This window comes from Pseudomonas sp. RIT-PI-o (genome assembly GCF_001297215.1).
Taxonomy (GTDB): Bacteria; Pseudomonadota; Gammaproteobacteria; order Pseudomonadales; family Pseudomonadaceae; genus Aquipseudomonas; species Aquipseudomonas moraviensis_A.
In genome coordinates this window covers 415,364-436,107 of record NZ_LHPA01000011.1, presented here as the reverse complement: position 1 = coordinate 436,107, position 20,744 = coordinate 415,364, and the positions used below count along the sequence as shown (strand labels likewise).

Genomic DNA, 20,744 nt, shown 5'->3' with positions numbered 1-20,744 from the left:
TGTTCTCCTTGTTCTCAGGGCAAAAGCGGAGGGCGAAATCAGGCTACCGGGATCAACGGGTCGGCGGCCGCGAGGGCGGTGCGACGATCGGCGGCCGGCGGGTAGATCCACACGGTGTTGATCTGCGTCTTCAGCTCTTTGGCTTCGGCCTTGACCAGCTTCAGCTGACGATCCCAACCCTCGGTGTACACCGCGCCCCAGGCACCGAGATCCAGGCAAGTCACATACTTCGGCTGGCGATACATTGTCGGAGCGACGCCGAGCAGATCGGCGGCGGCGTTGTTGCCGGCGTAGCGACCGAGGCTGATCGCGTGCTGGCAGGACATTGCCGCGTAGTTGCCGAGGTCATCAGTGGCGGCGCGAGCGACATCACCGGCGGCAAATACATGATCGATGCCTTGTACTTTGAGATTGCCGTCGACATGCAGGCGGCCCTGAGTATCGCGTTCGGCGTCGAGCTGTTCAGTGAGCGGGCTGGCGCGGAAACCCACGGTCCAGATGACGGTGTGGCTTTCGATGTGGCGGCCATCGGCGAGGGTGACGCCATTGGCATCCACGGCGGCAACGCTGGCGTCGACGATCCATTCGATACCCAGTTCGTTTGACGCTTCGATGATCGATGGACGAATGCCGTCGCCCATGGTCGCGGCGATGTCCTTGCTGCGATCAACAATGACCACGCGCAGGTCTTGATCCTCTCCGAGAATTGCGCGAAGACGGGCCGGCATTTCCGTCGCAGTTTCAATCCCGGTGAAACCGCCACCGGCGACCACCACGGTGTTGCGCCCAACGCTGGTCGGTTGGTTGGCGAGCGCGATGAGATGGCGTTCCAGACGCGCCGAGGATTCGATCTGATCGACGTCGAACGCATGCTCCTTGAGGCCGGGGACCGGAGGCCGGGCAAGCTGGCTGCCGCTGGCGAGAATCAGCCGATCGTAAGCCAGTTCACCCGGACGCCCGGCCTCGTCGCGATAACCGACGCGGCGCGCCGCAGCATCGATGCTTTCAGCAGTGCCTTTGACGAAACGCACGCCCACCGCATCGAACAACGCGTCCAGCGGCGCGTACATGCTGTGCACGTCCGGCTCATAAAAGCGCGGACGAATGCGCAGTTCAGCTTGCGGGGCGAGCAGTGTGATCTCCACGTCCTGACGGTCATGCATGTCCAGCAAACGCGCGGCGCTCAACGCACTCCACAGCCCGCCGAACCCCGCACCGATCACCAATAATTGCTGTTTCATAATGTGCTCCCTGACGCTGATGGATGGATGACACCCGAGCCCGATCCGGACTCGCGCGTGACGATCACTGGCCGCCGCACCTGCTTGCCGTACTGCCTGGCGCTCAATCGTTCGCTGTCGAAAGCCATGCTAGGGCGCGGAGGCTGCGGGCGCAGTTGTCCATCGGTGTACGTGGGGTACGCATGGGTGGGAGGGGGGTATACGAAGGTATGGGGTTAACGTGGGAATATCGGGCCAGGTGTTGTTCGAAACGAACATCGCCGCGCAGGGTGCCAGCACGCCTGCACGGCCGATGGGTTGTTCAGTCGGTGGGCACTACGTTATCCAACGCTTTATTCACGGCCAATTCCCCCAGCATGACCACCTGCGCGATGCCCAACAGGGTATTGCGCCGTGAGCCCTCCAGCATTCCGGCGAAATCACCGAGCATCACCGTGGCCGAGGCCAGGGATTCGCAGGCATTGACCAGCAGGGATTCGGTGTCGGATTCCGGGTTGACCATAAACAGGGTGTTTGGACTGTAGGGCGCGGCATTAACCTTGGCCGGCGCGAGGTAATGATCGAGCGCGCGCTCTGCGGCGTCGTGCAGTTTTTTTGAATTAAAGGATTCGTAAGGCGAAACCGGGTCGGTGACCGGCGGATGGGACGGTGTCTGTGACATCAGCTGAAACTCCGATGAGCGCCGCTTGAGCGTCTGAGTATGAGAATGCCGCGCCACGGCTGTGGCGCGTCCGCTGGCAGAGGGAGCGTGCCCCCTTCTGCCTGGGTTGCCGGCTAGTTCGACACGCGTCGGCTGTCGAGCACGCGATTGACGATCAGCTCACTCAACATGATCACCTGCTGCAACATCAGCAGCGATCGACGCTGTGGGTGGTCGATCACCCCACTGATTTCGCGGGCCATGTCGTTGGCGGCGGCCAGCGATTCACAGGCTTCGACGAGCAGCGTTTCCTCGTCCACCGTGGGATCGATGAGAAAGATCTTGCCCGGCTGGCGCTTGGGAATGGTGGTTTTGAGCGTCTGAGGGTCGAGGTAAAAGTTGATGGCACGAGCGGCCGCATCTTTTATTCGCTGGGGTTCCAGAGCGGGGTCGTACGGGATTGAATCGGCTTCTGGCGGGTTTGGCGTTACTTTGAACATTGATGAAGCTCCTAACACATTTAAGGGAGGCTTCACCCTTTCGCTACCAAACGAAGGGTGGCGGCCATGCACAGGTTGGTAGACCGGGTGTTAGGATCCGGCGCGCCCTAGGACGCCCTATACATGGCCACCGCAAATCCGAGACAGAAATCTCGACGGCAGACCTGTATATCTAACACTGCGGGCTACCAAACCCGATCACCTATTTCAGTGACCGACAAACGATAGGACCCGCAGCCTAGACGCACAAGCCGGCGGATTCTGAAGTACCCGTAGGCAGCGGCGCAAGGCGTTGTAGGCTTTTTGGAGTAACAGTCGGTGTAATTTAAACGTGATTGCCAAGTCGTGTTTATGCCCTGCACGCCCCTGACTCATCTCATCTCTTTGGGATGTAGCAGATTCCAGATCTTGCGGCTGTCGAGTCGCGTTGTTGCGGGCGCGTATGAACGCAGGGGATGAGCAAAAAAGTTCGCCGTTCGGCCAAGAAAACGGGAGCTGAATGCCCGCGGGGGGGCCTTGATGAGTTGGCCGTTTGATGACCGATTATGAAAGGCGGCAGCTGCGCGCAGGTTAGTAGGCCGGCAGGAATTAGGGAGACCGGCGCGCCCGAAAGCGCCCTGCGCACAGCCACCAAACACGGAAGTGACCGAAAAGAGGCAACTGCAAACCAACGATCAAGCCTCGGATCTGCTCAATCCGAAGGCCTTCACATCGGCCAGCAATCGCCATAAAGGTCAGTCAGGGACAACCTGTTCAATCAGGAGGTCGAATCTTGACGCCACAGGTTGCCCTGCCTGGTCACATGGGCGGTGACAGGACATACGATACCGCTGAGCTGACAGATGCGCTGCAGGGGGATTCGCCATTAACTGTAGGCAATGTGGATAGGGTCTGTAGCCCTGCTCACTCGTATCACACCCAATCTTGCGTTGTTGCAAAAAAATTAATGAGCAAAATTGTTGTGGTGCCTTTGCCAAATGGGGACCTAGCTCTCCATTTAAGCTCACAACGAACCGCAGAGCATCAAGGCTACGGTCCTTCCCAGCTGCGCTGGGTTGCCTAAAACTCACGAAATCAAAGATCAAGTCGATACTTTTCTGAGCTTTGAAAAAATCCTGTCTCTACCTCGCATAGATGTGATCAATGAAAACAGTTATTTCCTCCCTTGAGTCTACTGCCGAAAGCCTTCTGAAGCTTGCCGGCGTTGCGCTTAAATTCAGTATTGGCCTAGGCAGTGCGTGCGTAATAATTTACGCACTGCGCGTTGGTCACTTCCCCCAAGGCTTAACCCTTGGCGATGGGCTTTTATTTCTTCTAGCAGCGAGTTGCTTTGGTGTTGTGTACGCGATGTTTGTAGGTTGCTTGGTTTCCTTGGGAGTATGCTTCGCGATAGTGATACGTCCTGTTTTCAATTTTATTTATAGTTTTGTAAAAAGAAAAACAGGCTCTAAAAAAAACATGCCATACGAGTTGGCCGCATTCCATTGGGGAGCAATCCCTTTTGCATTACTGGCCGCTCTATTGATTTGGGGATTGGGCCGCCACGATAACGTGGCTTACTGGAATCTACCGCTACTCTCCGTTGTATTGTATTTCTTCTATTCTGTGGTGAAGGATGCAGGCGCTAAGTACCGGAGCCATGAGCGCTTTCTGAATACGGTAATTGAGACCCCGGAAAAGGATGCATTACGTCGTTCAGGCGACGCAGGGAAGGCCAAAAACGCTTACCTTATTTGCCTTTCATTAGTGATGGTGACACCTCTGTTGATGGGTGGTGTTTCAGGGCAACTCATGGACGGTGCAATGCGCATGGCTCAGGTCCGTATTGAACATGCTACGGTTTATATTAAATCGCCCTACAATGCCCTCATGCCTGACGCTTCCATAGCGAAGGAAATAAAAGCGCCGGACGGTTTTAAAGCATATTCTGATGTAATCGTCCAATTTAAAGGTTTCGGCAGTACGACTGTTATTGCTTTCATGGATGCCAAGCTAAGGCGTCAACTAGACATACCTAATGATCACATTATTGTAGAAAAAGATATTAACAAATAGTGCCATATCCAAAATTCAGCGCCGCGAGCTTTTTGGCTGATGCATATTAGAGTTCGGTTAGCTGCCGGCGCACGTAAGGTACCGTACCGAGCAAGCCATACTTCGCTCTCGGCACGGTTATGGATGGCGAACGGCTGGACCGCTTTAGAAATTAAGTGTTACGTTGAGCGTGTATGCACTTTCAGAATGCTCTGAAACTTGCCAGACACATTGCTCAAACGTCTGTAGCCTACCGAGCAGGCTTAGATGTGGATGCTTATCACGTCCAGTGGCGGCGCAGGCGATCATTACAGAGCCTTTCATCCTTGTGATGACATCGTTATGTATGCTTGTATTGCTTCCATGATGAGGCAAAGTAAAAACCTCGACTTCGTCAAGTAAATAATGAAATCTCGTTAACCATGGTGTCCTTGTTCTGAGTTTTTTCAGATTCGCGTCTCCGGTACAGAGCCAAGCTGCGCCTTTGTTAGGGTATGAAGCGCCTAGAGGTGGAAGTCTAAAATGTGGAGAGTGCAGAAAAGGCCAATGGCGTTCATCAGTACGTGAAATATGCCTTGTTCCAGATAGAGCCGGATTGGGGCCGGAGTACAAGCTTAATGAGGGCTTGTTGTTGTCCTTGGATAAAAGCGCATAGCAAGATTTAAGAGTGTCACGTGTCGACTCGTCACGCAGCAGTTCAAGAAGCTTCCTCGCAAACACTTTTGATGCCATGTCGCGACTGGCGAAGTTCGATGAGAACACTCTTCCTGCAGCCTTACGAAATAACGCTACATCTTCGCTTGGAAAAGGGTGAACATAAGGAAGCAAGAACCAACCTGTCTTTCGTTTTGCGTTGCCGACTAAAATCGATGAGTGCTCACCGATTGTATTTATAATGACAGTCCCCGATCTTATTGTTTTCGCCTCACCAACTCTTTCGCTAATAATAGTATAAGGGCGTCTTTCATTATCATCACCTCCATCTTGTACGATCTCGTTTCCGTTTGACTGGTCTTGATCCGGAACGAATGGTTGAGTCTCAGCTTCGCTATCACCTCGTTGCACATGAAATATTCGTTTAACGCCGCGATCAGCTAACCAAGCCGAGGAATCTGCTAGGAATGACTGCACTGACATCCGGACGCCAGCATCACCGACCGCTTCGCAAGCGATCATCGTCATATGCAATGCATCCAAACACGGTAGAATGACAGTGTCGATCTGCGTATGTGCAGCGAGTGCGTCGATACCGTTGATATGGTCTGCATCTAAGTGAGAAATGAACAATATATCGATCTTTCCCGGAGAACAAAAAGTCAAGCCCTGTTCAAAATGCTCGCGATTCACTGACCCGCAATCGAACGCGTAAGTAAACACTTCAGAATATTCATTCGTAATCGTTCCGATTAGGAACCCACCCTGCCCAACAGGGATCTGTTTGATGGATGCACGCAGCGTGTTTTTTTTCAAAAGCTTATTCCTTGTCTTTTGGTGCCGAACAAAATAGATGTTATCGTCCAGATGTGGCACATTGACACGATGAGCCGAGCAAGTAAATCCTAACTCTAGGGCAGCCCAGCAGCGGGATCACTTTCCGACCACCCAGCGAGCTAATCGATAAACTGTATAGGTTGAACGATGCATCCACTATCCGAAGAAGCAGAAGCACTCCAAGGAATTTTGGTATCTCAGGCCACTGGTGGTAACGAGGATGACGTCGCTTATCTCAGGCTACGACAACTGATCATGGCTGACCCTACACTCGCTGCGCTCCTTCCACGTTTTGTCCGAACCTGTAGAAGTCTGAGTCAATTTTGGCAATTCATTAAGGGCAAGTACGGGACGTATGCGGAGCGTCGAACCTACATTTGGGACGAATTTCGACCTTTATTAGATTATGCAGAAAAAATGACCTATCGCCGGCCGATCAAGCTATTACTGGCGCTATAGTCAGGTTCGATTCTGAGCATGTGCGAGTTGCTTGGACTAAGTCTTTGGATCGACGAGCAACTGATCCCGAGGGAGCAATAACAATGGCCAGGACTTTATTGGAATCGGTCTGCAAACACATCCTTGAGGCTGCCGGATCTGAATTTTCAGACAGTCCAGATTTAAATAAACTTTATCGCCAAACGGCGGAATTATTGAATCTCGCACCGTCTCAGCACACTGAGCCAGTCTTCAAGCAAATATTAGGTGGTTGCACTGCGGTCGTTGAAGGCCTCGGTGCGCTGCGAAATCGTCTTAGCGATTCTCACGGCACCGGCAAATCCGCTATTAAACCCGCGCCGCGACACGCGGAACTGGCCGTGAATCTTGCCGGTGCACTTTCTCTGTATCTACTCGATACATGGGAAGCTAAATCCGGCGTTAAGTCATAATCGCGAACCGTATATAAAAATATTTGGGAGAACCTATGGCAATTAAAAAAAACGCGGCGGATACGTCTTGCCTTCCGCAATATGCTCTTTCAGAAGCATTCATGGAGCGCTTTTTAGATGCAGCTCATGATAAGGACGCTTCGATTGTTCGAAGTGCAAATAGCGAAGCATTTAAATTGGTGGATGCGAGTGAGCTTGAATTGGATTTCCTGCGCTATTTTTTCGACAATCAAGATGCGTTTCGCGCAGAATTTACTAGTGACGTTTTAGAAAGTGTGCCTATTGGAGCGTTCAATGATTTTTGCGACGTACTTCGTACTGAGTGGATTGATGGTAAGGGAAAGCGCAATAGCGGACGCTGCCTTAGACTAAAACGCTCCATTCATGAATATCTCATATCATCAGATGACTATTGTGCGGAGTTTGCCCCACCTGCTGATACTGTCGATGTAGAGCCATTGATCAGCGTTGAAGAGCTTTCCGCGATTTTAACCGTTAATAATTATATGATAGTCCGGCATATCGAAGCGTGGAAGCAAAACCATCCTAATCACGATCTAATCAGCGACAGCGATATTTTTCTTCGCAGAGGTTTGTCGGTTAGTGAATCCTTCAACAAGGAACAATACGTCGAGCATGATTTTTTGAGTTCCTACTCTCTTGCTTTCAGTGTGCCAGAAAAATTTACTCAGATTGCAAGAGAAACGCCTGCGTTGATAAATGGCGAGTTAACGTTGTTCGTCGATCGCGTTCTGTTTTTTTCCCCGTTCATTCCTAGAATGAAGTCTGCGCAATTGGAATTTGGAGTTATTCCATCCAGCAAACCGCTGCCATTATATCACCAAGGAAGCCATGGTGGAGTTGATGAATACATTCTTGATCCAGCGCCATTCCACAAGTAGCGTGGAATTTTGCACCCAAAAATTCACCCCAGTTCTAGCTTCGTTACATTAGCGAAGCTATTGGGTTACTACGAAATCCCCAAATTCCTGTTATATCGTCCCAACTGATCCTCCCCACCCACCCGATAAATATTCGCCAAATAATCCAGCAACACCACCTCTTCACCATTGATCATCTGCCGCACGTACGTCGCAGAAAATGGCGTTTCATACTTCGTCGGGTCCCGTGGTTTATGCGTGCCCAACTGGTACTCCTTACCCGTGATCGTCATGGTCGTCACCAACGGCACCTCATTCACCAGCCCGCCGTTATTGAACACCTGCACGTTCGAGCGGCACTGCAACTGCACGCTCTTGAATGGGGTGACAAGCTTCCTCGCTGCTTCGATGTAGAGGCTGTTCCAGGTGATCTTGCCTTCCAGCTTGTCGATGCCATCGGGCAGTTCGATCAACCCGACCATGCCCAATCCCCGGAAGTCACTCATGACGGTTTTGATCGTGCCCAGATCGATCTCTTCGCACTTGCCGAAGAAGCTGGCGCCGTCCAGGTAGAGGTTGGCGTTGGAGATGCGGTGTGCGCTAAAGCCTGCCATTTATAGAGCCCCCAGGTTGACGAGGTAGTCGCCGGTGATTTCGGTTTCGAAGGTGCCGCGTTCGAACGGTGGCGGCACGCTGAGTTAGTAGTTGAACAGTGCGTGCCCCTGCGCCAGTTGGGTGCTGAGGTTGCGCGCCGGGTCGTACCAGCATTCGCCGCCGAGCAAGGCGCCGTCGCCGATGAGTTTGCGCAGGAACAGGTTGACGCTTTCGGTGACGCTGGTGATCAGCGCGGTGGTGATCGGCTGGTCAACAAATTGCAGCGCGCTGTAGCGGATGGATTCGTCGACGACGTCTTTGGTGCGGCGTACGTTTTCGAAGTTGCGCAGGTGGGTGACGCTGGGCCATGCGGCGGTGCGATTGCCCCACAGGCGCAGGCCGGTGCCGAAGGCGTTGGAGACGGTGGTGATGCCGTTTTCGTTGAGCAGGTTGGGCGCAGTTTGGGGTGGTGGTTTTGATGAGGCTTTCAATCGGGTTTAGGTAGTTGTGCGTATTGGTCGCGCTATGTGAAAGCTGAATGGGTAGGAGCGCCTCTATCGAGGTCAACCCATCCAGCTATGGCTACGATTTCAAGTTATCCCTGTTGGTCAGATGGTGTAGTTCACAGGTGCGAACTCTGCTCTGACGAAATATGTTTTCTCTTCGGTCCCGAGGTTGGAGATTCCAGCTTGGGCGCCAACTTCTACCATTTTCGCCCTTACAGACAGCTCGAAGTCTTTATCGGAAGAGAAGGAAGTATTCTCTTTGATCTCGAGTGACGCTGTCAGGCAGCCGCCGACTTCGCGGGCGAATACGACCGCTTTCCAAGAAGGCTCGTAGGAAAGCCAGTAGAAATTTTTGCGGTCGACTTTGCTGTCTGTGTTCCAAGGCTTTCCGGATAGCACGAATTCACGAGTGTCCAGCGTATCTGCGTCGCGCTCAGTTTTGCCTGTGTAACTGACGTCGCCCCCGCCCATTGGGCCTACTTGCATCGACGCCTCTGCGGTAACGGTGCTGCGGGTTTTATCGGAGGCTTTCTTGGTGATGCTGATTTTGGTCGCGCCGAGATGAACCAATAGCTTGATCAGTTCCGACTCGCGCTCTTCCAAAAGGATTGCATCATAGCTATCGCTTGGGATGTAGAGGTTGCCGTTATCTGGCGTTGAATGCTCGGACAGTGGATGCCGGCGGTAGGCCTTGCCAACGACTGGATGGCCTGGTTGGAACCGGTAACCTGCTTCTTTCGCTTGGCGGGGCGACAAGGAGTGGTGTTGTAGATAGGCCGTTAATAATCGCGCCTCTTCTGCAACAACCGGGGCCGCAGAGTTGGGTTCGTCGGAGGCGGGGCTGCGGTCCTTCGCAGCGAATGTCGCACCAACTCCCGCAGCGCTGGCGGCAACCGCAGCGCCAGCGACAACAGCAAACGGAAGAAAAGGAATGAAGAGCGAAGCTGCCGTTGCAGCCGCAGTCATTGCGACTCCAGGTACCGTAGATTTGGCGATAGCAGTTGATGCGTCTTGGCCTGCAATCACGAAATTTGGCGTATAGCCGTTGTCATCTATCGTGGAGGGGCCTGGTGTAAGACGGTCTTCGACGATATAGATAAGATCCAGCATTGGTAACGCTCCTTGTAGGCCAGACGCTCGATTGCCAAGCCGTAATTGTTCATCGTTTTTTGTTGCGCCAGCGAGTTCATTCATCTGTGTCGGCTTTGCGCAGCGAATCTTGATGTTGTTGCCGCAGGAACTGATTTACGCGACCTCGGGAGATGGATGTCGAGGGAGAGCATGGCCATGCACGGTGACCTATCTATAAGCAGTGCTCTAGCAGGATTTATAAAACGTTTAGAGCTCGCATCATGGATCCGCGCCAACCTACGTGAGGACTGATGTTCAATCCTCGGAGGTCGAGCTAATAGGATCGCCCCCTTGAGAAAATATAGGAGCTTGATTGGTATGGATTTAGGAAGCACAGATGCTTACATCAGTTTGGCGACAGGTCTTGTAGGTGCATTGATTGGTGGACTATTTACGTTACGCGGGACGACCAGAGCCCATGGATTGGCGTTGAAAAAGGAGGAAGCCGCGGACAGGGAAAGAATGATCACGACGTTAATGCTACTGCGCCTCGAGATTGTCGGTTCATGGGAACTGTTCGATGAAGAATGCGGCGATGACTTGTTAGCGCAATCTGAGGGCAGCCCATTTTTAAACATTTTGCCAATCGGCTCGAATCCATTCCCTATCTATGACTCCGGGCCGCCAGCGCTGAACCTTTTGCCGCGGGAGCTTGCAAAGGATGTAGTTCACTTTTACATGCGCGCAAAGGGATTGGTCGCTGCGATTGAGATGAACAACCGCGATTATGAGCAAGCGCTTCAACATGCTCGAGCACGGTTACTTAGCCAAGCAGAGCGTGCTCACGAAGCTGGAGAAACGCTCTCTGATGAAGCACACGACGAGGTGTTTAGTCATAGCGTGGACTTTATGGCCGGCCAACTGGGGATGGGCGATACCGCTGACTCTATCAGGTCGCTCGCACAGGAACTGGCACCTATCGTTCAGCGCATCACGAAGCAGGTCGATGAGCTCTTTATCCCTGTTTTGGATAAAAGCAAGCGGTTGAGCTGATGGTCCAAACTCCTTTTGATGCGGCTTCGCGTTAGCAAGGTAGATTGTCATGAGCGCTTTATTAATCTTGCTTGAGTACGAATTCGAATCCTATGCCCACTTCCTTCAGCGTCTCGGCAACGCGATCAACGAATATTTCGCCTTGCTCTGGCAATTCGTACTTGCCGTGCACTCGGATAACGGGTGATTTACCGAGGGCACCGGGGATCTCGGTGTAGATCTCACCGCTTTCGATGAAGGCAATGTAGGTGTTTATCTTCTCTTGAAGTGTTAGCAGGTGTTCACCTTGTTCGGCTTTGTCACCCCATTCAAGATGATCAGCGATACCCAAGATGATCTTATTGGGATCCCACTTCGGAATGCCCCACATGTCGATGATTTTGGCGTCTGTTACGGACATTTCAGTTCCTTGGTTTCGTTATTTTTGCGGCGGCCGCAAGATTTCCACTCGGGTGGGCGGGATTTGGGTGCCGCCGGGGAAGCCGGGTTTGCCCTTGCCCATGATTCGGCCACCGCTCTGTTCGATTTCCGGAAACGCGCGCTTCTGATTCCGGGTCAGCGGTGCCGTTTCAGAGGCTTTGCATTCGACGCATGCGATGTCGCCATTTGCGTCTCGGCCTATCATATCGAGACGGGTTCGAGTGCCGCTCTGTGTTTTTATCGTGACTTGTTGGCCGGACTCTTCCATCTCTTCGGAAAAGCCGCTGTACGCTACTTCCTCGAAGGCGGCGCCCGCCGCCTTGTTCTTCTCTAGCTGCGTGCTGAGCACGATGTAGATGGGCTCAACCCCCGCATCCTCCGGGAACCAGATGATCGCATCCTGGAACTCAGGTGGGTGCGCGGGGTTGACCAGCAACGTGTCCGACTGTGGTGTCGGCGGATAGACCCAGACGGGAGGTAGCTGAGGTGCACCTTCCAGCGCAGGGATCCCCAGCACTCCATCGGGACTCGCACCCGGTGTCCAGGTCAGACCGATGCCGTTGCCGATGTCGGCGATGAATTTTTCGCCGTCTTTCTGCGCTTTGATGACCGGTACATTTTCCCAGTCCTTCTTGCCGCCGGTGTAAAAGCCGTAGGCGTTCACGGAGCCGTCCGGCAACGTTTTTACGTTGACACGAACACGCGTTCGGCCGGTTTCAAGCGTGGCGTATTGCTCGTCCTTATAGAAGGCACTGTCCGGGGCGATGCTGGTGTTGGGCATCAATAGCGCGACGGTGCCCACGGCAGCGCCTGCTGCAACGGCGCCTGCACCGTCGAGTAGGCCTAGCGCGAGTGAGCCGCCCAGCCGTTGGGCAACGGCACTGCCAGTTGCGGAGCCGCCGACAAACTGGAGGGACGTGCCTTCGGCGCTAATCGCTGCGCCAGTGGCCAAAACGGCCCATAGCCCGTAGTCCGCCAGTTTTTCAACGGGGACGAACCCTGTCGGGTTGCTGTGGTTGATTTCGCCATCGGGCAGGTTGCAGCTTTTGGCGAAGACGCAGCCCTTGAGGTCGGGTTTTGCGTCTGGCGCGGGCGAGAGTTCTTTATATTGCGCCCAGTGCTGGGCGTTCAGGTCAATGGGTTCGACGCCGGTGTTGCGGTAACCCTTGGGTGGGTTTGGGACGTAGCCGCTCAATCCTTGGTTCCTTGTTCTGGTCCTTTTGAACGGGGAGAAGGGTGACAGGCGGAGTTTGCAGTGGCAATTAGTGGCGCTTTGATTCTAGATTTTGAGGTGCCTCTCATTTCCGTGTGATCAAGTCAGCGCTGGAGGGAAACGGGATAGCTCAACTACTTCGGTCATCTCTGAGCTTCCCCTCTCCCCAACGAGAGGGAGCCGACCGTGTTGTCTTCTGTCAGACATCGACATGATCGACCAAGTCGATTATGGGTCGATAAATCCAGGCGACAGGCAATTCAATGCGCTGACGGCCTTATCAAGTGTTTTCAGATTTACGCAGTGCAACCTCGACCCAGGCAATTAACTCGTGCGCCGCAAAGGGTTTACGCAGGCAGGCAACGACATCAGTCGCTCGGGACTTGTCGCAAGGCAAATCGCCCGCATGCGCCGACACGAAAATCACCGGCATCCTCCAGCCTTGCGCCCGCAGTGCATCCAGCATCTGCAAACCCGTCATGCCCGGCATCTGAATATCGGAAATCAGACAATCAGTCTGCTCCGGCCCATCCGATTCAAGGTAATCCGACGGCCCCGCATAGCCGAGCACTCGATAACCCGACGCTCGCAGCAAACTGCTCAGCGACGTGCGCATGGCCTCGTCGTCGTCCACCACCGCGATGACATACGTCTTGTGCATAACGCTCCCGGGCCGGGCGGCCGAGCTGGGTGACTCCTGTCGTTCTTGCACCATACGCCAATGGCCAGCGGGCAAAACTATACCTAGGTATAGCGGTTCAGCCTTCGCGGCTGAATCGGCTGCGGTAGTCGCGGGGGGAAATCGACAGATGGCGCTGGAAGCAGGCGCGCAGACGTTCTTCGTCGCTGAAGCCGCAGAGGCGGGCGATTCGATCGATTTTGTGCGGGGAGTTTTCCAGCAGGCGTTTGGCGGCTTCGAGGCGGAACAGTTCAAGCGCTTTCGACGGTGTGCGCCCGGTGCGTGCTTTGTAGACCCGCGTGAAGTTGCGCAGGCTCATCGCGGCTTGCTCGGCCAGACGTTGCACGGTCAGGTTGGGATCGCCGAGGCGGTCCATCAGCCACAGATGCAGATCATCGAACAGCGAACCGTCCTGCGCCTGCGATTGCAGCAGCGTGCTGTATTGCGCCTGACCGCCGGGGCGTTTGATGTAAACCACTAACTCGCGCGCTACTTGCAAGGTCACTTCGCGGCCACAATCGGCCTCGACCAGCGCCAGGGCGAGATCGATCCCGGCGGTGACTCCGGCGGAGGTCCAGACCTGGCCTTGCTGAATGAAAATCGCATCGGCATCCACCTCGATCGCTGGGAATCGATCACGCAAGGCATCGCACATCGCCCAGTGGGTGGCGGCGCGACGGCCATCGAGCAAACCGGCTTGGGCCAGCAGAAACGCACCGCTGCACACCGAAACCACGCGGCGGGCGAGGTGGGCATGATCCCGTAGCCAGTCGCTCAGTTCGCGGTGCTCGTCGAGGCTCTGGCAGATGTCCGGCGCGCCAGGCACGACCAGCGTGTCCAGTGCGGCGGTGTTCAGTGTGCTCAACGCCCGGGTATCGATGGGCAGGCCTTCGACAGTTTGGGTCAAGCCGCCGGTGAGGCTAGAGGTGTGCAGTTGATAACCGGGCTGCCCGCGTTCAGCCAAGGCTTTGCCCGCCGCCCAGAACACGGTCTGCGCACCGCTGAGATCGAGCAGGCTCAGGCGTGGGTAGGCGATGAACACCACGTCGCGCGGGGCAGAGGGAAAAGCGGGAAGGGTGGACATCGCGGGCCTGCCTGTTTGCAGTGCTGAAGGCGGGACTGCCTCAGCCTGGCCGATTTTCAGGGGTTTCTGGCCGGCCGGCAATGGCGACGACTGTTAGCCTGATCGCTGACCGTCCGGCCGGTGTCTGGCTGCGGTCGGCATCCTGAACTAGATTTATTGACCAGCCCAATGCGTGCTGCGATCTCGCCGAGGAGACACCATGACCCTGTGGTCGCAATCCAGTCCTGCGCAAAGTTCCGGTGTGCCCAGCGAACCGGTGGTGTATGTGGTCGATGACGATGCCTCGATGCGCCAGGCCCTCGACAGCTTGCTGCGTTCGATCGGCCTGCGAGTGCAGACCTTCGACAGTGCCGCGGATTTCCTCGCGCAAGCGCAACGTGAGGTACCCGGTTGTCTGGTGCTCGACGTGCGCCTGCGCGGCGAAAGCGGCCTGACCTTTCAGGAGCAGATGGAAAAAAACGGTTTGCGCATCCCCGTGGTGTTCATGACCGGCCACGGTGACATCGCCATGAGCGTCAAGGCGATGAAGGCCGGTGCGGTGGATTTTCTGGCCAAGCCGTTTCGCGATCAGGACATGCTCGATGCGGTGGCCAGTGCGTTGGCCCGCGACCGCGCGCGGCTGGCCGCCGAACACTCCGGCGCCGTCCTGCGTCGCGCTTACGAAACCCTGACCACCCGTGAGCGCGAAGTGCTCGGCTTCGTCATTGCCGGGCTGATGAACAAGCAGATTGCCGGACAACTCAACCTCAGCGAGGTCACGGTCAAGGTCCATCGCGGCCAGGTCAAGCGCAAACTGGCTGCGCGTTCGGTGGCCGATCTGGTGCGTATCGCTGAAGCGCTGGGCATCGAACCCGTGTTGCGCAGCCCCTGAGCATCACACGCATCGTTTGAGCAACCGCAGGTCTTGCCACCGTGCGGCAGAAAAAACCTTGAGCAGTGTCGACGCAGATGGCCAGCAAAAAACAGATTTTGTGGGACGACGGCGAGCGGGTGTTTTGCCGCGAGCGCGGGTCGGGAGAGGGCAGCGTACTGGCGATGCGTCCGGCGCTGGGTCAGCCTTCGCCGGCGACCCTGGAGCGGCTCGCGCACGAATACAGCCTCAGGGAAGACCTCGATCCTGCCTGGGCATTGCGGCCGACTGCTTTCGAGCGCGCGGGCACGCGGGTTCGTCTGCTGTTCGATGATCCGGGCGGCGAGCCGTTGTCGCGATTGCTGGTCGCACCACTGGCTATCGAAACCTGCCTGGAAATGGCCGTGAACATTGCCAAAGCGCTGGGCCATCTGCATCAGCGTGGTCTGGTGCACAAAGACCTGAAACCGCAGCACATCTTAGTCCTTTGCCGAGATGGCGCCGCGCGGTTGACCGGCTTCGGCCTGACCTCGCGCGTGCCCCGCGAACGGCAGGCACCCACGCCGCCGGAGACCATCGCCGGCACGCTGGCCTACATGGCCCCGGAGCAGACCGGGCGGATGAACCGTTCGATCGATTCGCGCAGCGACCTGTATGCCTTTGGCGTGAGCCTTTACCAGATGCTCACCGGCTCGCTGCCGTTCAGCGCCAATGAGCCGATGGAGTGGGTGCATTGCCACATCGCACGGCTGCCGATGCCGGCGTGTGAACGCGTGGCGACGGTGCCGCCGATGCTGTCGCGAGTGGTCATGAAGTTGCTGGCCAAGACCGCCGAGGAACGCTATCAGACGGCGGCCGGCGTCGAGCATGACTTGCGCCGGTGCCTCGACGACTGGCGCCGGGCAGGGCTGATCGAGACGTTTACGCTGAACGAGCAGGGCGCCTTCGAGCGCTTGCTGATCCCGGAAAAACTCTACGGCCGCGAACACGAAGTGCAAACGTTGATCGATGCCTTCACCGGCGTGGTGCAAACAGGCACTCCGGCGCTGGTGCTGGTTTCAGGGTACTCCGGCATCGGCAAATCGTCGGTGGTCAGTGAACTGCACAAAGTGCTGGTGCCGACCCGTGGTTTGTTTGCCGCCGGCAAGTTCGACCAGTACCAGCGCGACGTGCCTTATTCGACGCTGGTCCAGGCCTTTCAGGGGCTGGTGCGCACGCTTTTGGGCAAGCGTGCCGAAGTGCTGGCGCAATGGCGCGAAGCGCTATTGCGGGCGCTGGAACCGAATGCGCGGCTGATCACCGACCTGATCCCCGAACTGAAGCTGATCATCGGCGAGCCGCCAGCCGTGCCAGAGCTGGAACCGCAGCAGGCGCAGCAACGGTTCCTGCTGGTCTTGCAGCGGTTCATCGGTGTGTTCGCCCAAGCCGAGCATCCGCTGGCGCTGTTCCTTGACGACCTGCAGTGGCTCGACGCGGCCACCCTCGATCTGCTCGAAAACTTGCTGACCCGTGCCGAGATTCCTCATCTGCTGCTGGTAGGCGCCTATCGCGACAACGAGGTGGATCGCGATCATCCACTCAGCCGTACCCTCAACACGCTGTGTAGCGCTGGCGTACGGATTGACGAGATTCGCCTCGCACCCCTGGCCGGCGCGCACATCGAACAACTGATCAGCGAGTCACTGCGCTGCCCGCCGGCGAGCATCGTCGCGCTGGCGCGGCTGGTGCTGGACAAGACTGCCGGCAATCCGTTTTTCGTCATCCAGTTTCTCCACGCCCTGGCCGAGGAAAAGCTGCTGACCTACGAGCCGGCGCGCAATCGCTGGCGCTGGGATGTGCACCTGATCAACGGCAAGGGCTATACCGACAATGTCGTCGATTTGATGGTTGGCAAACTGGCGCGGCTGCCGCTGCAAACGCGCCAGGCGCTGCAACAACTCGCCTGTTTGGGTAACGTTGCACGTTTCGACACGCTGGCGACTGTCCTCGGTGTGCCGGTGCCTCACGTCCACGCGGCGGTATGGCCGGCAGTGCGGTTGGAGCTGGTCGAGCGTCAGGACGGTGCCTACCGGTTTGTGCATGACCGCATCCATGAAGCGGCGTATTCGCTGATCGCTGAGACCGAACGGGCGCAAATGCATCTGCGCATCGGCCGGCTGCTCGCGCTGCAAACCCAGGGTGAGCGGCGCGAGGAAGCGATCTTCGAAATTGTCGGCCAGCTCAATCGCGGCGCGCACCTGATCAGCTTGCGCGCCGAACGTGAGCAACTTGCCGAATTCAACCTGCTCGCTGGTCAGCGCGCCAAGGCCTCGACCGCCTACACCTCGGCGCTGACCTACCTGGGGGCCGGGGCGGAGTTGTTGGGCGAGCAGGGCTATGACAGTCGGCATGAACTGGGTTTTGCGCTGGAGCTGAACCGCGCCGAATGCGAGTTTCTCACTGGCCAACTGGCGCAGGCCGACACGCGCCTGGCCGCATTGGCCGAGCGCGCCGTGACCACCGTCGAGCGCGCGGCGGTGGCGTGCCTGCAAATGGATGTCTATCTGCTGCTCGATCGCAGTGACCGTGCGGTGGCAGTATGTCTGGCCTATCTGCGTCGGGTCGGCATCGATTGGCCAGCGCATCCGAACGATGCCCAGGTGCGCGACGAATATCAGCAGGTCTGGACCAACCTGCGCGGGCGCACCATTGAGCAGATGATCGACTTGCCGCCAATGGAAGACCCCGCCGCACGGGTGACCCTCGATGCGCTGGGCAAACTCTTCGCGCCGGCTGTGCAATCGAACTTGAACCTCGCCAGCCTGACCATCTGCAAAGCGATCAGCCTGAGCCTGCAATATGGCAACTGCGACGCTTCCTGCTTGCTCTACGCCAACTTCGGACGCGTGTCGGGCCCACGTTTTGGCGACTATGCCGCCGGTTATCGGTTTGGCCGCCTGGGCTGCGATCTGGTTGATCGACGCGGCCTCACGCGTTACGAGGCGAGCACCTATCTGTGCTTTTCGATCTTCGTGGTGCGCTGGATGCGGCCCGTACGCGAGTGCCGCGAACTGCTGCGTCGGGCGCTCAACGCGGCCCATCGCACCGGGGATCTGCCGTATGCGGCGTTTGCCGGTAACAGCCTGATTTCCGATCTGCTATTTATCGGCGAGCCGTTGGCAGAGGTGCAGGCGCAAACCGAATCAGGCCTGGGCTATGCAGAGAAGGTCGGTTTCGGTCTGGTGGCCGATTTCATGCGCTGCCAGTTGGCGCTGATCCGCATGCTGCGTGGACAGACGCCGCAGTTTGGCTGTCTCAACGACGACGGATTCGACGAGACAGCTGTCGAGGCGCATTTGACCAGCTCGCCGGACCTGGCGCTGGCACGCGGCAAGTATTGGGTGCGCAAGTTGCAGGCGCGCTATCTGGCGGGGGATTACGCGGGCGCCGCTGAATGCGCGACCCAAGTTCAGGGATTGTTGTGGGTGATTTCGGCATTTTTCGAGGAGGCCGAATACCATTTTTATGCGGCGTTGACCTTGGCCGCTCACGGCGAAACCGATGTCGATGCGTTGCAGCGCCTGGGCCAACACCACGCGCAATTGCAGACGTGGGCGCGCTTGTGTGCGGAAACCTTCGCCAGTCAGGTGGCGCTGGTCACGGCGGAAATGGCGCGCGTCACTGGCCAGTTACTTGAGGCCGAATCGCTGTACGAACAGGCCATTCAATTGGCCCAGGACAACGATTTGGTCCATATAGAGGCGCTGGCCAACGAACTGGCCGCGCAGTTCTATCGTGCTCGCGGTCTTGCCAAGATCGCCCGTGTTTATCTGCGTGACGCGCGTTATGCCTATGTGCGTTGGGGCGCCGATGGCAAGGTGCGGGAGCTGGATCGCAAACATCGTTTTCTGCGCTCCGAAGTCGCGCAGCCAGAGCCGACCGCCACCCTCGTTACGGCGGTTGAACACCTGGATCTGACGACGGTGCTCAAGGTCTCTCAAGCAGTCTCCGGCGAAATCGTCCTCGACCGCTTGATTGAAACGGTCATGCGCACCGCGATCGAACAGGCCGGAGCCGAACAGGGCCTGCTCATCCTGCTCAATGCCGACACACCGTATATCGCCGCGCAAACCCGCATTGGCGACGATGCCACGCAGCTGTGCAACGAGCCGTTGCACGCGGTGGCGCTGGCCGAGTCGGTGCTGTATCAGACGCTGCGCACCGGCGTCCACCTGTGTTTGGACGACGCCGCGGCCGATCCGCTGTTCGTCGCTGATCCGTACATCCAGCAGCGTGGCGCGCGCTCGATCCTGTGCCTGGCGCTGATGAACCAGGCGCGGGTGGTCGGGGCGTTGTATCTGGAAAACAACCTGTCCGCCGGGGTGTTCAGCCCCGCGCGTCTGGCCGTGCTGCGGCTGGTGGCGTCGCAGGCAGCGATCTCGCTGGACAACGCGCGCCTGTACCGCGACCTCGCCGAGCGCGAAGCGAAGATCCGTCGGCTGGTCGATGCGAACATTATCGGCATCATCGTGTGGAGCGCGGAGGGGAAAATCATCGAGGCCAACGACGCGTTCCTGCGCATGGTCGGTTACGCCCGTGATGAGCTGCTATCGGGCCTCGTACACTGGCGCGACATGACCCCGTCGTCGATGCGCGCCAACAGCGACGCCGCACTGGCAACCGCCATCCGCACCGGCCGCGCGCAGCCATTCGAAAAGGAATACATCCGCAAGGACGGCAGTCGGCTGCCGGTGATCGTCGGTCTGGCTGCATTCGAAGCCAGTCAGCAGCAGGGCCTGGCCTTCGTGCTGGATATCAGCGAACGCAAGCTCGCCGAAGAGCAAGTGCGCGAAGGCGAGCGCCGTTATCGCCAGGTGCAAACGGAACTGGCCCACGCCAATCGCGTGGCAACCATGGGCCAGTTGGCGGCGTCGATCGCTCACGAAGTCAATCAACCGATCGCCGCCACGGTCACCAATGCCAACGCCGCGCTACGCTGGCTCGGTGCGCAGCCGCCGAACCTCGACGAGGTGGAGCAGGGCCTGCGGCATATCATTGTCGATGGCAACCGGGCGGCAGACGTTCTCGGACGCATCCGCGCGCTGATTCACAAAACCCCACCGCAGCGCCAGCCTGTCAGCCTCAATCCACTGATCGAAGAAATGGTCGGTTTCAGCCGTGGCGAAGCGCTCAAGCACGGCGCCGAGGTCAGCGTTGAGCTGGCGGCAGATTTGCCTTTAGTAGTGGCGGACAGGGTCGAACTGCAGCAGGTGTTGCTCAATCTGATCATCAACAGCCTCGAAGCCATGACGATCATGGCAGAGGGGCAGCGACGTCTGCTGATTCGCAGTGAAGCGCTGGGCGATAACGTGCACATCAGCGTCAGCGATTCGGGGCCAGGCTTTGCCTGCGAGCGGGCGGAGCAAGTGTTCACAGCGTTCTACACGACCAAATCCACCGGGCTGGGCATGGGCCTGTCGATTTGCCGCACGATCATTGAAGGACACGGCGGCAAATTGTGGGCCGAGCGCAATGAGCCGAGCGGGGCGCGGGTGGTGTTCCAGTTGCCGTGTTTTGAATCTGCGTGATCAGTAACAAAGCTACCCGGGTATCGAACC

At 57.1% G+C, this 20,744-nt stretch carries 17 protein-coding genes; 6 read left to right on the top strand and 11 right to left on the bottom strand.

Translation table 11 applies throughout. From position 1 onward, the window contains the following. Nucleotides 1-38: 38 nt before the first annotated feature. The 3 genes from AEQ63_RS04530 to AEQ63_RS04520 form a co-directional block, all read right to left on the bottom strand. Nucleotides 39-1,241 (bottom strand): NAD(P)/FAD-dependent oxidoreductase, encoded by a 1,203-nt coding sequence (locus AEQ63_RS04530; RefSeq protein WP_064361940.1) that lies wholly within the window; start codon nucleotides 1,239-1,241, stop codon nucleotides 39-41. Nucleotides 1,242-1,542: 301 nt separating this feature from the next. After that, nucleotides 1,543-1,902 carry a DUF6124 family protein gene (locus AEQ63_RS04525; protein ID WP_042609627.1) on the bottom strand — a complete coding sequence of 120 codons (360 nt, stop codon included), beginning with the start codon at nucleotides 1,900-1,902 and terminating at the stop codon, nucleotides 1,543-1,545. A 113-nt stretch (nucleotides 1,903-2,015) separates the two neighbouring features. Then, entirely contained in the window at nucleotides 2,016-2,381 is a 366-nt protein-coding gene (locus tag AEQ63_RS04520; protein WP_064361939.1) for a DUF6124 family protein, read from the bottom strand. A gap of 1,143 nt (nucleotides 2,382-3,524) precedes the next feature. Here AEQ63_RS04520 and AEQ63_RS04515 point away from each other — a divergent pair. Next, nucleotides 3,525-4,436, top strand: coding sequence for a hypothetical protein (locus tag AEQ63_RS04515; RefSeq protein WP_064361938.1), 912 nt, complete (start codon nucleotides 3,525-3,527; stop codon nucleotides 4,434-4,436). A gap of 144 nt (nucleotides 4,437-4,580) precedes the next feature. Here the strand turns inward: AEQ63_RS04515 and AEQ63_RS27690 are convergent, their stop codons facing one another. Beyond that, nucleotides 4,581-5,885: a hypothetical protein gene (locus AEQ63_RS27690; protein ID WP_152972323.1), complete on the bottom strand. Its 1,305-nt coding sequence runs from the start codon at nucleotides 5,883-5,885 to the stop codon at nucleotides 4,581-4,583. A gap of 563 nt (nucleotides 5,886-6,448) precedes the next feature. Here AEQ63_RS27690 and AEQ63_RS28915 point away from each other — a divergent pair. Next, on the top strand, nucleotides 6,449-6,796 hold the full coding sequence (locus AEQ63_RS28915) for an abortive infection family protein (RefSeq protein WP_236705234.1): 348 nt from the start codon (nucleotides 6,449-6,451) through the stop codon (nucleotides 6,794-6,796). A gap of 35 nt (nucleotides 6,797-6,831) precedes the next feature. Next, entirely contained in the window at nucleotides 6,832-7,698 is an 867-nt protein-coding gene (locus AEQ63_RS04510; protein WP_064361937.1) for a hypothetical protein, read from the top strand. A gap of 68 nt (nucleotides 7,699-7,766) precedes the next feature. On the opposite strand, the gene AEQ63_RS04505 is transcribed toward AEQ63_RS04510, so the two are convergent. The 3 genes from AEQ63_RS04505 to AEQ63_RS04495 all read right to left on the bottom strand — a co-directional run bounded on the left by AEQ63_RS04505 (nucleotide 7,767) and on the right by AEQ63_RS04495 (nucleotide 9,971). Further along, nucleotides 7,767-8,291 (bottom strand): phage major tail tube protein, encoded by a 525-nt coding sequence (locus AEQ63_RS04505; RefSeq protein WP_064361936.1) that lies wholly within the window; start codon nucleotides 8,289-8,291, stop codon nucleotides 7,767-7,769. An 84-nt stretch (nucleotides 8,292-8,375) separates the two neighbouring features. Next, nucleotides 8,376-8,762 carry a phage tail sheath C-terminal domain-containing protein gene (locus AEQ63_RS28845; protein WP_064361935.1) on the bottom strand — a complete coding sequence of 129 codons (387 nt, stop codon included), beginning with the start codon at nucleotides 8,760-8,762 and terminating at the stop codon, nucleotides 8,376-8,378. A 117-nt stretch (nucleotides 8,763-8,879) separates the two neighbouring features. Further along, complete coding sequence (locus tag AEQ63_RS04495; RefSeq protein ID WP_236705233.1) at nucleotides 8,880-9,971, bottom strand: hypothetical protein; 1,092 nt, start codon at nucleotides 9,969-9,971, stop codon at nucleotides 8,880-8,882. Nucleotides 9,972-10,226: 255 nt separating this feature from the next. On the opposite strand from AEQ63_RS04495, the gene AEQ63_RS04490 reads away from it, so the two are divergent. Beyond that, entirely contained in the window at nucleotides 10,227-10,901 is a 675-nt protein-coding gene (locus AEQ63_RS04490) for a hypothetical protein (RefSeq protein ID WP_064361933.1), read from the top strand. 61 nt (nucleotides 10,902-10,962) lie between these two features. On the opposite strand, the gene AEQ63_RS04485 is transcribed toward AEQ63_RS04490, so the two are convergent. From AEQ63_RS04485 to AEQ63_RS04470, 4 genes are all read right to left on the bottom strand, one after another. Next, nucleotides 10,963-11,301: a DUF6572 domain-containing protein gene (locus AEQ63_RS04485; protein ID WP_064361932.1), complete on the bottom strand. Its 339-nt coding sequence runs from the start codon at nucleotides 11,299-11,301 to the stop codon at nucleotides 10,963-10,965. A gap of 18 nt (nucleotides 11,302-11,319) precedes the next feature. Next, on the bottom strand, nucleotides 11,320-12,516 hold the full coding sequence (locus tag AEQ63_RS04480; protein WP_064361931.1) for an S-type pyocin domain-containing protein: 1,197 nt from the start codon (nucleotides 12,514-12,516) through the stop codon (nucleotides 11,320-11,322). A gap of 298 nt (nucleotides 12,517-12,814) precedes the next feature. Next, complete coding sequence (locus AEQ63_RS04475; RefSeq protein WP_064361930.1) at nucleotides 12,815-13,195, bottom strand: response regulator transcription factor; 381 nt, start codon at nucleotides 13,193-13,195, stop codon at nucleotides 12,815-12,817. A 97-nt stretch (nucleotides 13,196-13,292) separates the two neighbouring features. Next, on the bottom strand, nucleotides 13,293-14,297 hold the full coding sequence (locus AEQ63_RS04470; protein ID WP_064361929.1) for a GlxA family transcriptional regulator: 1,005 nt from the start codon (nucleotides 14,295-14,297) through the stop codon (nucleotides 13,293-13,295). A 199-nt stretch (nucleotides 14,298-14,496) separates the two neighbouring features. Here AEQ63_RS04470 and AEQ63_RS04465 point away from each other — a divergent pair, with 199 nt between their 5' ends. Both AEQ63_RS04465 and AEQ63_RS04460 read left to right on the top strand, forming a co-directional pair. Continuing rightward, nucleotides 14,497-15,168 (top strand): response regulator transcription factor, encoded by a 672-nt coding sequence (locus AEQ63_RS04465; RefSeq protein WP_064361928.1) that lies wholly within the window; start codon nucleotides 14,497-14,499, stop codon nucleotides 15,166-15,168. Nucleotides 15,169-15,245: 77 nt separating this feature from the next. Then, entirely contained in the window at nucleotides 15,246-20,714 is a 5,469-nt protein-coding gene (locus AEQ63_RS04460; protein WP_064361927.1) for a trifunctional serine/threonine-protein kinase/ATP-binding protein/sensor histidine kinase, read from the top strand. Nucleotides 20,715-20,744: the final 30 nt, after the last annotated feature.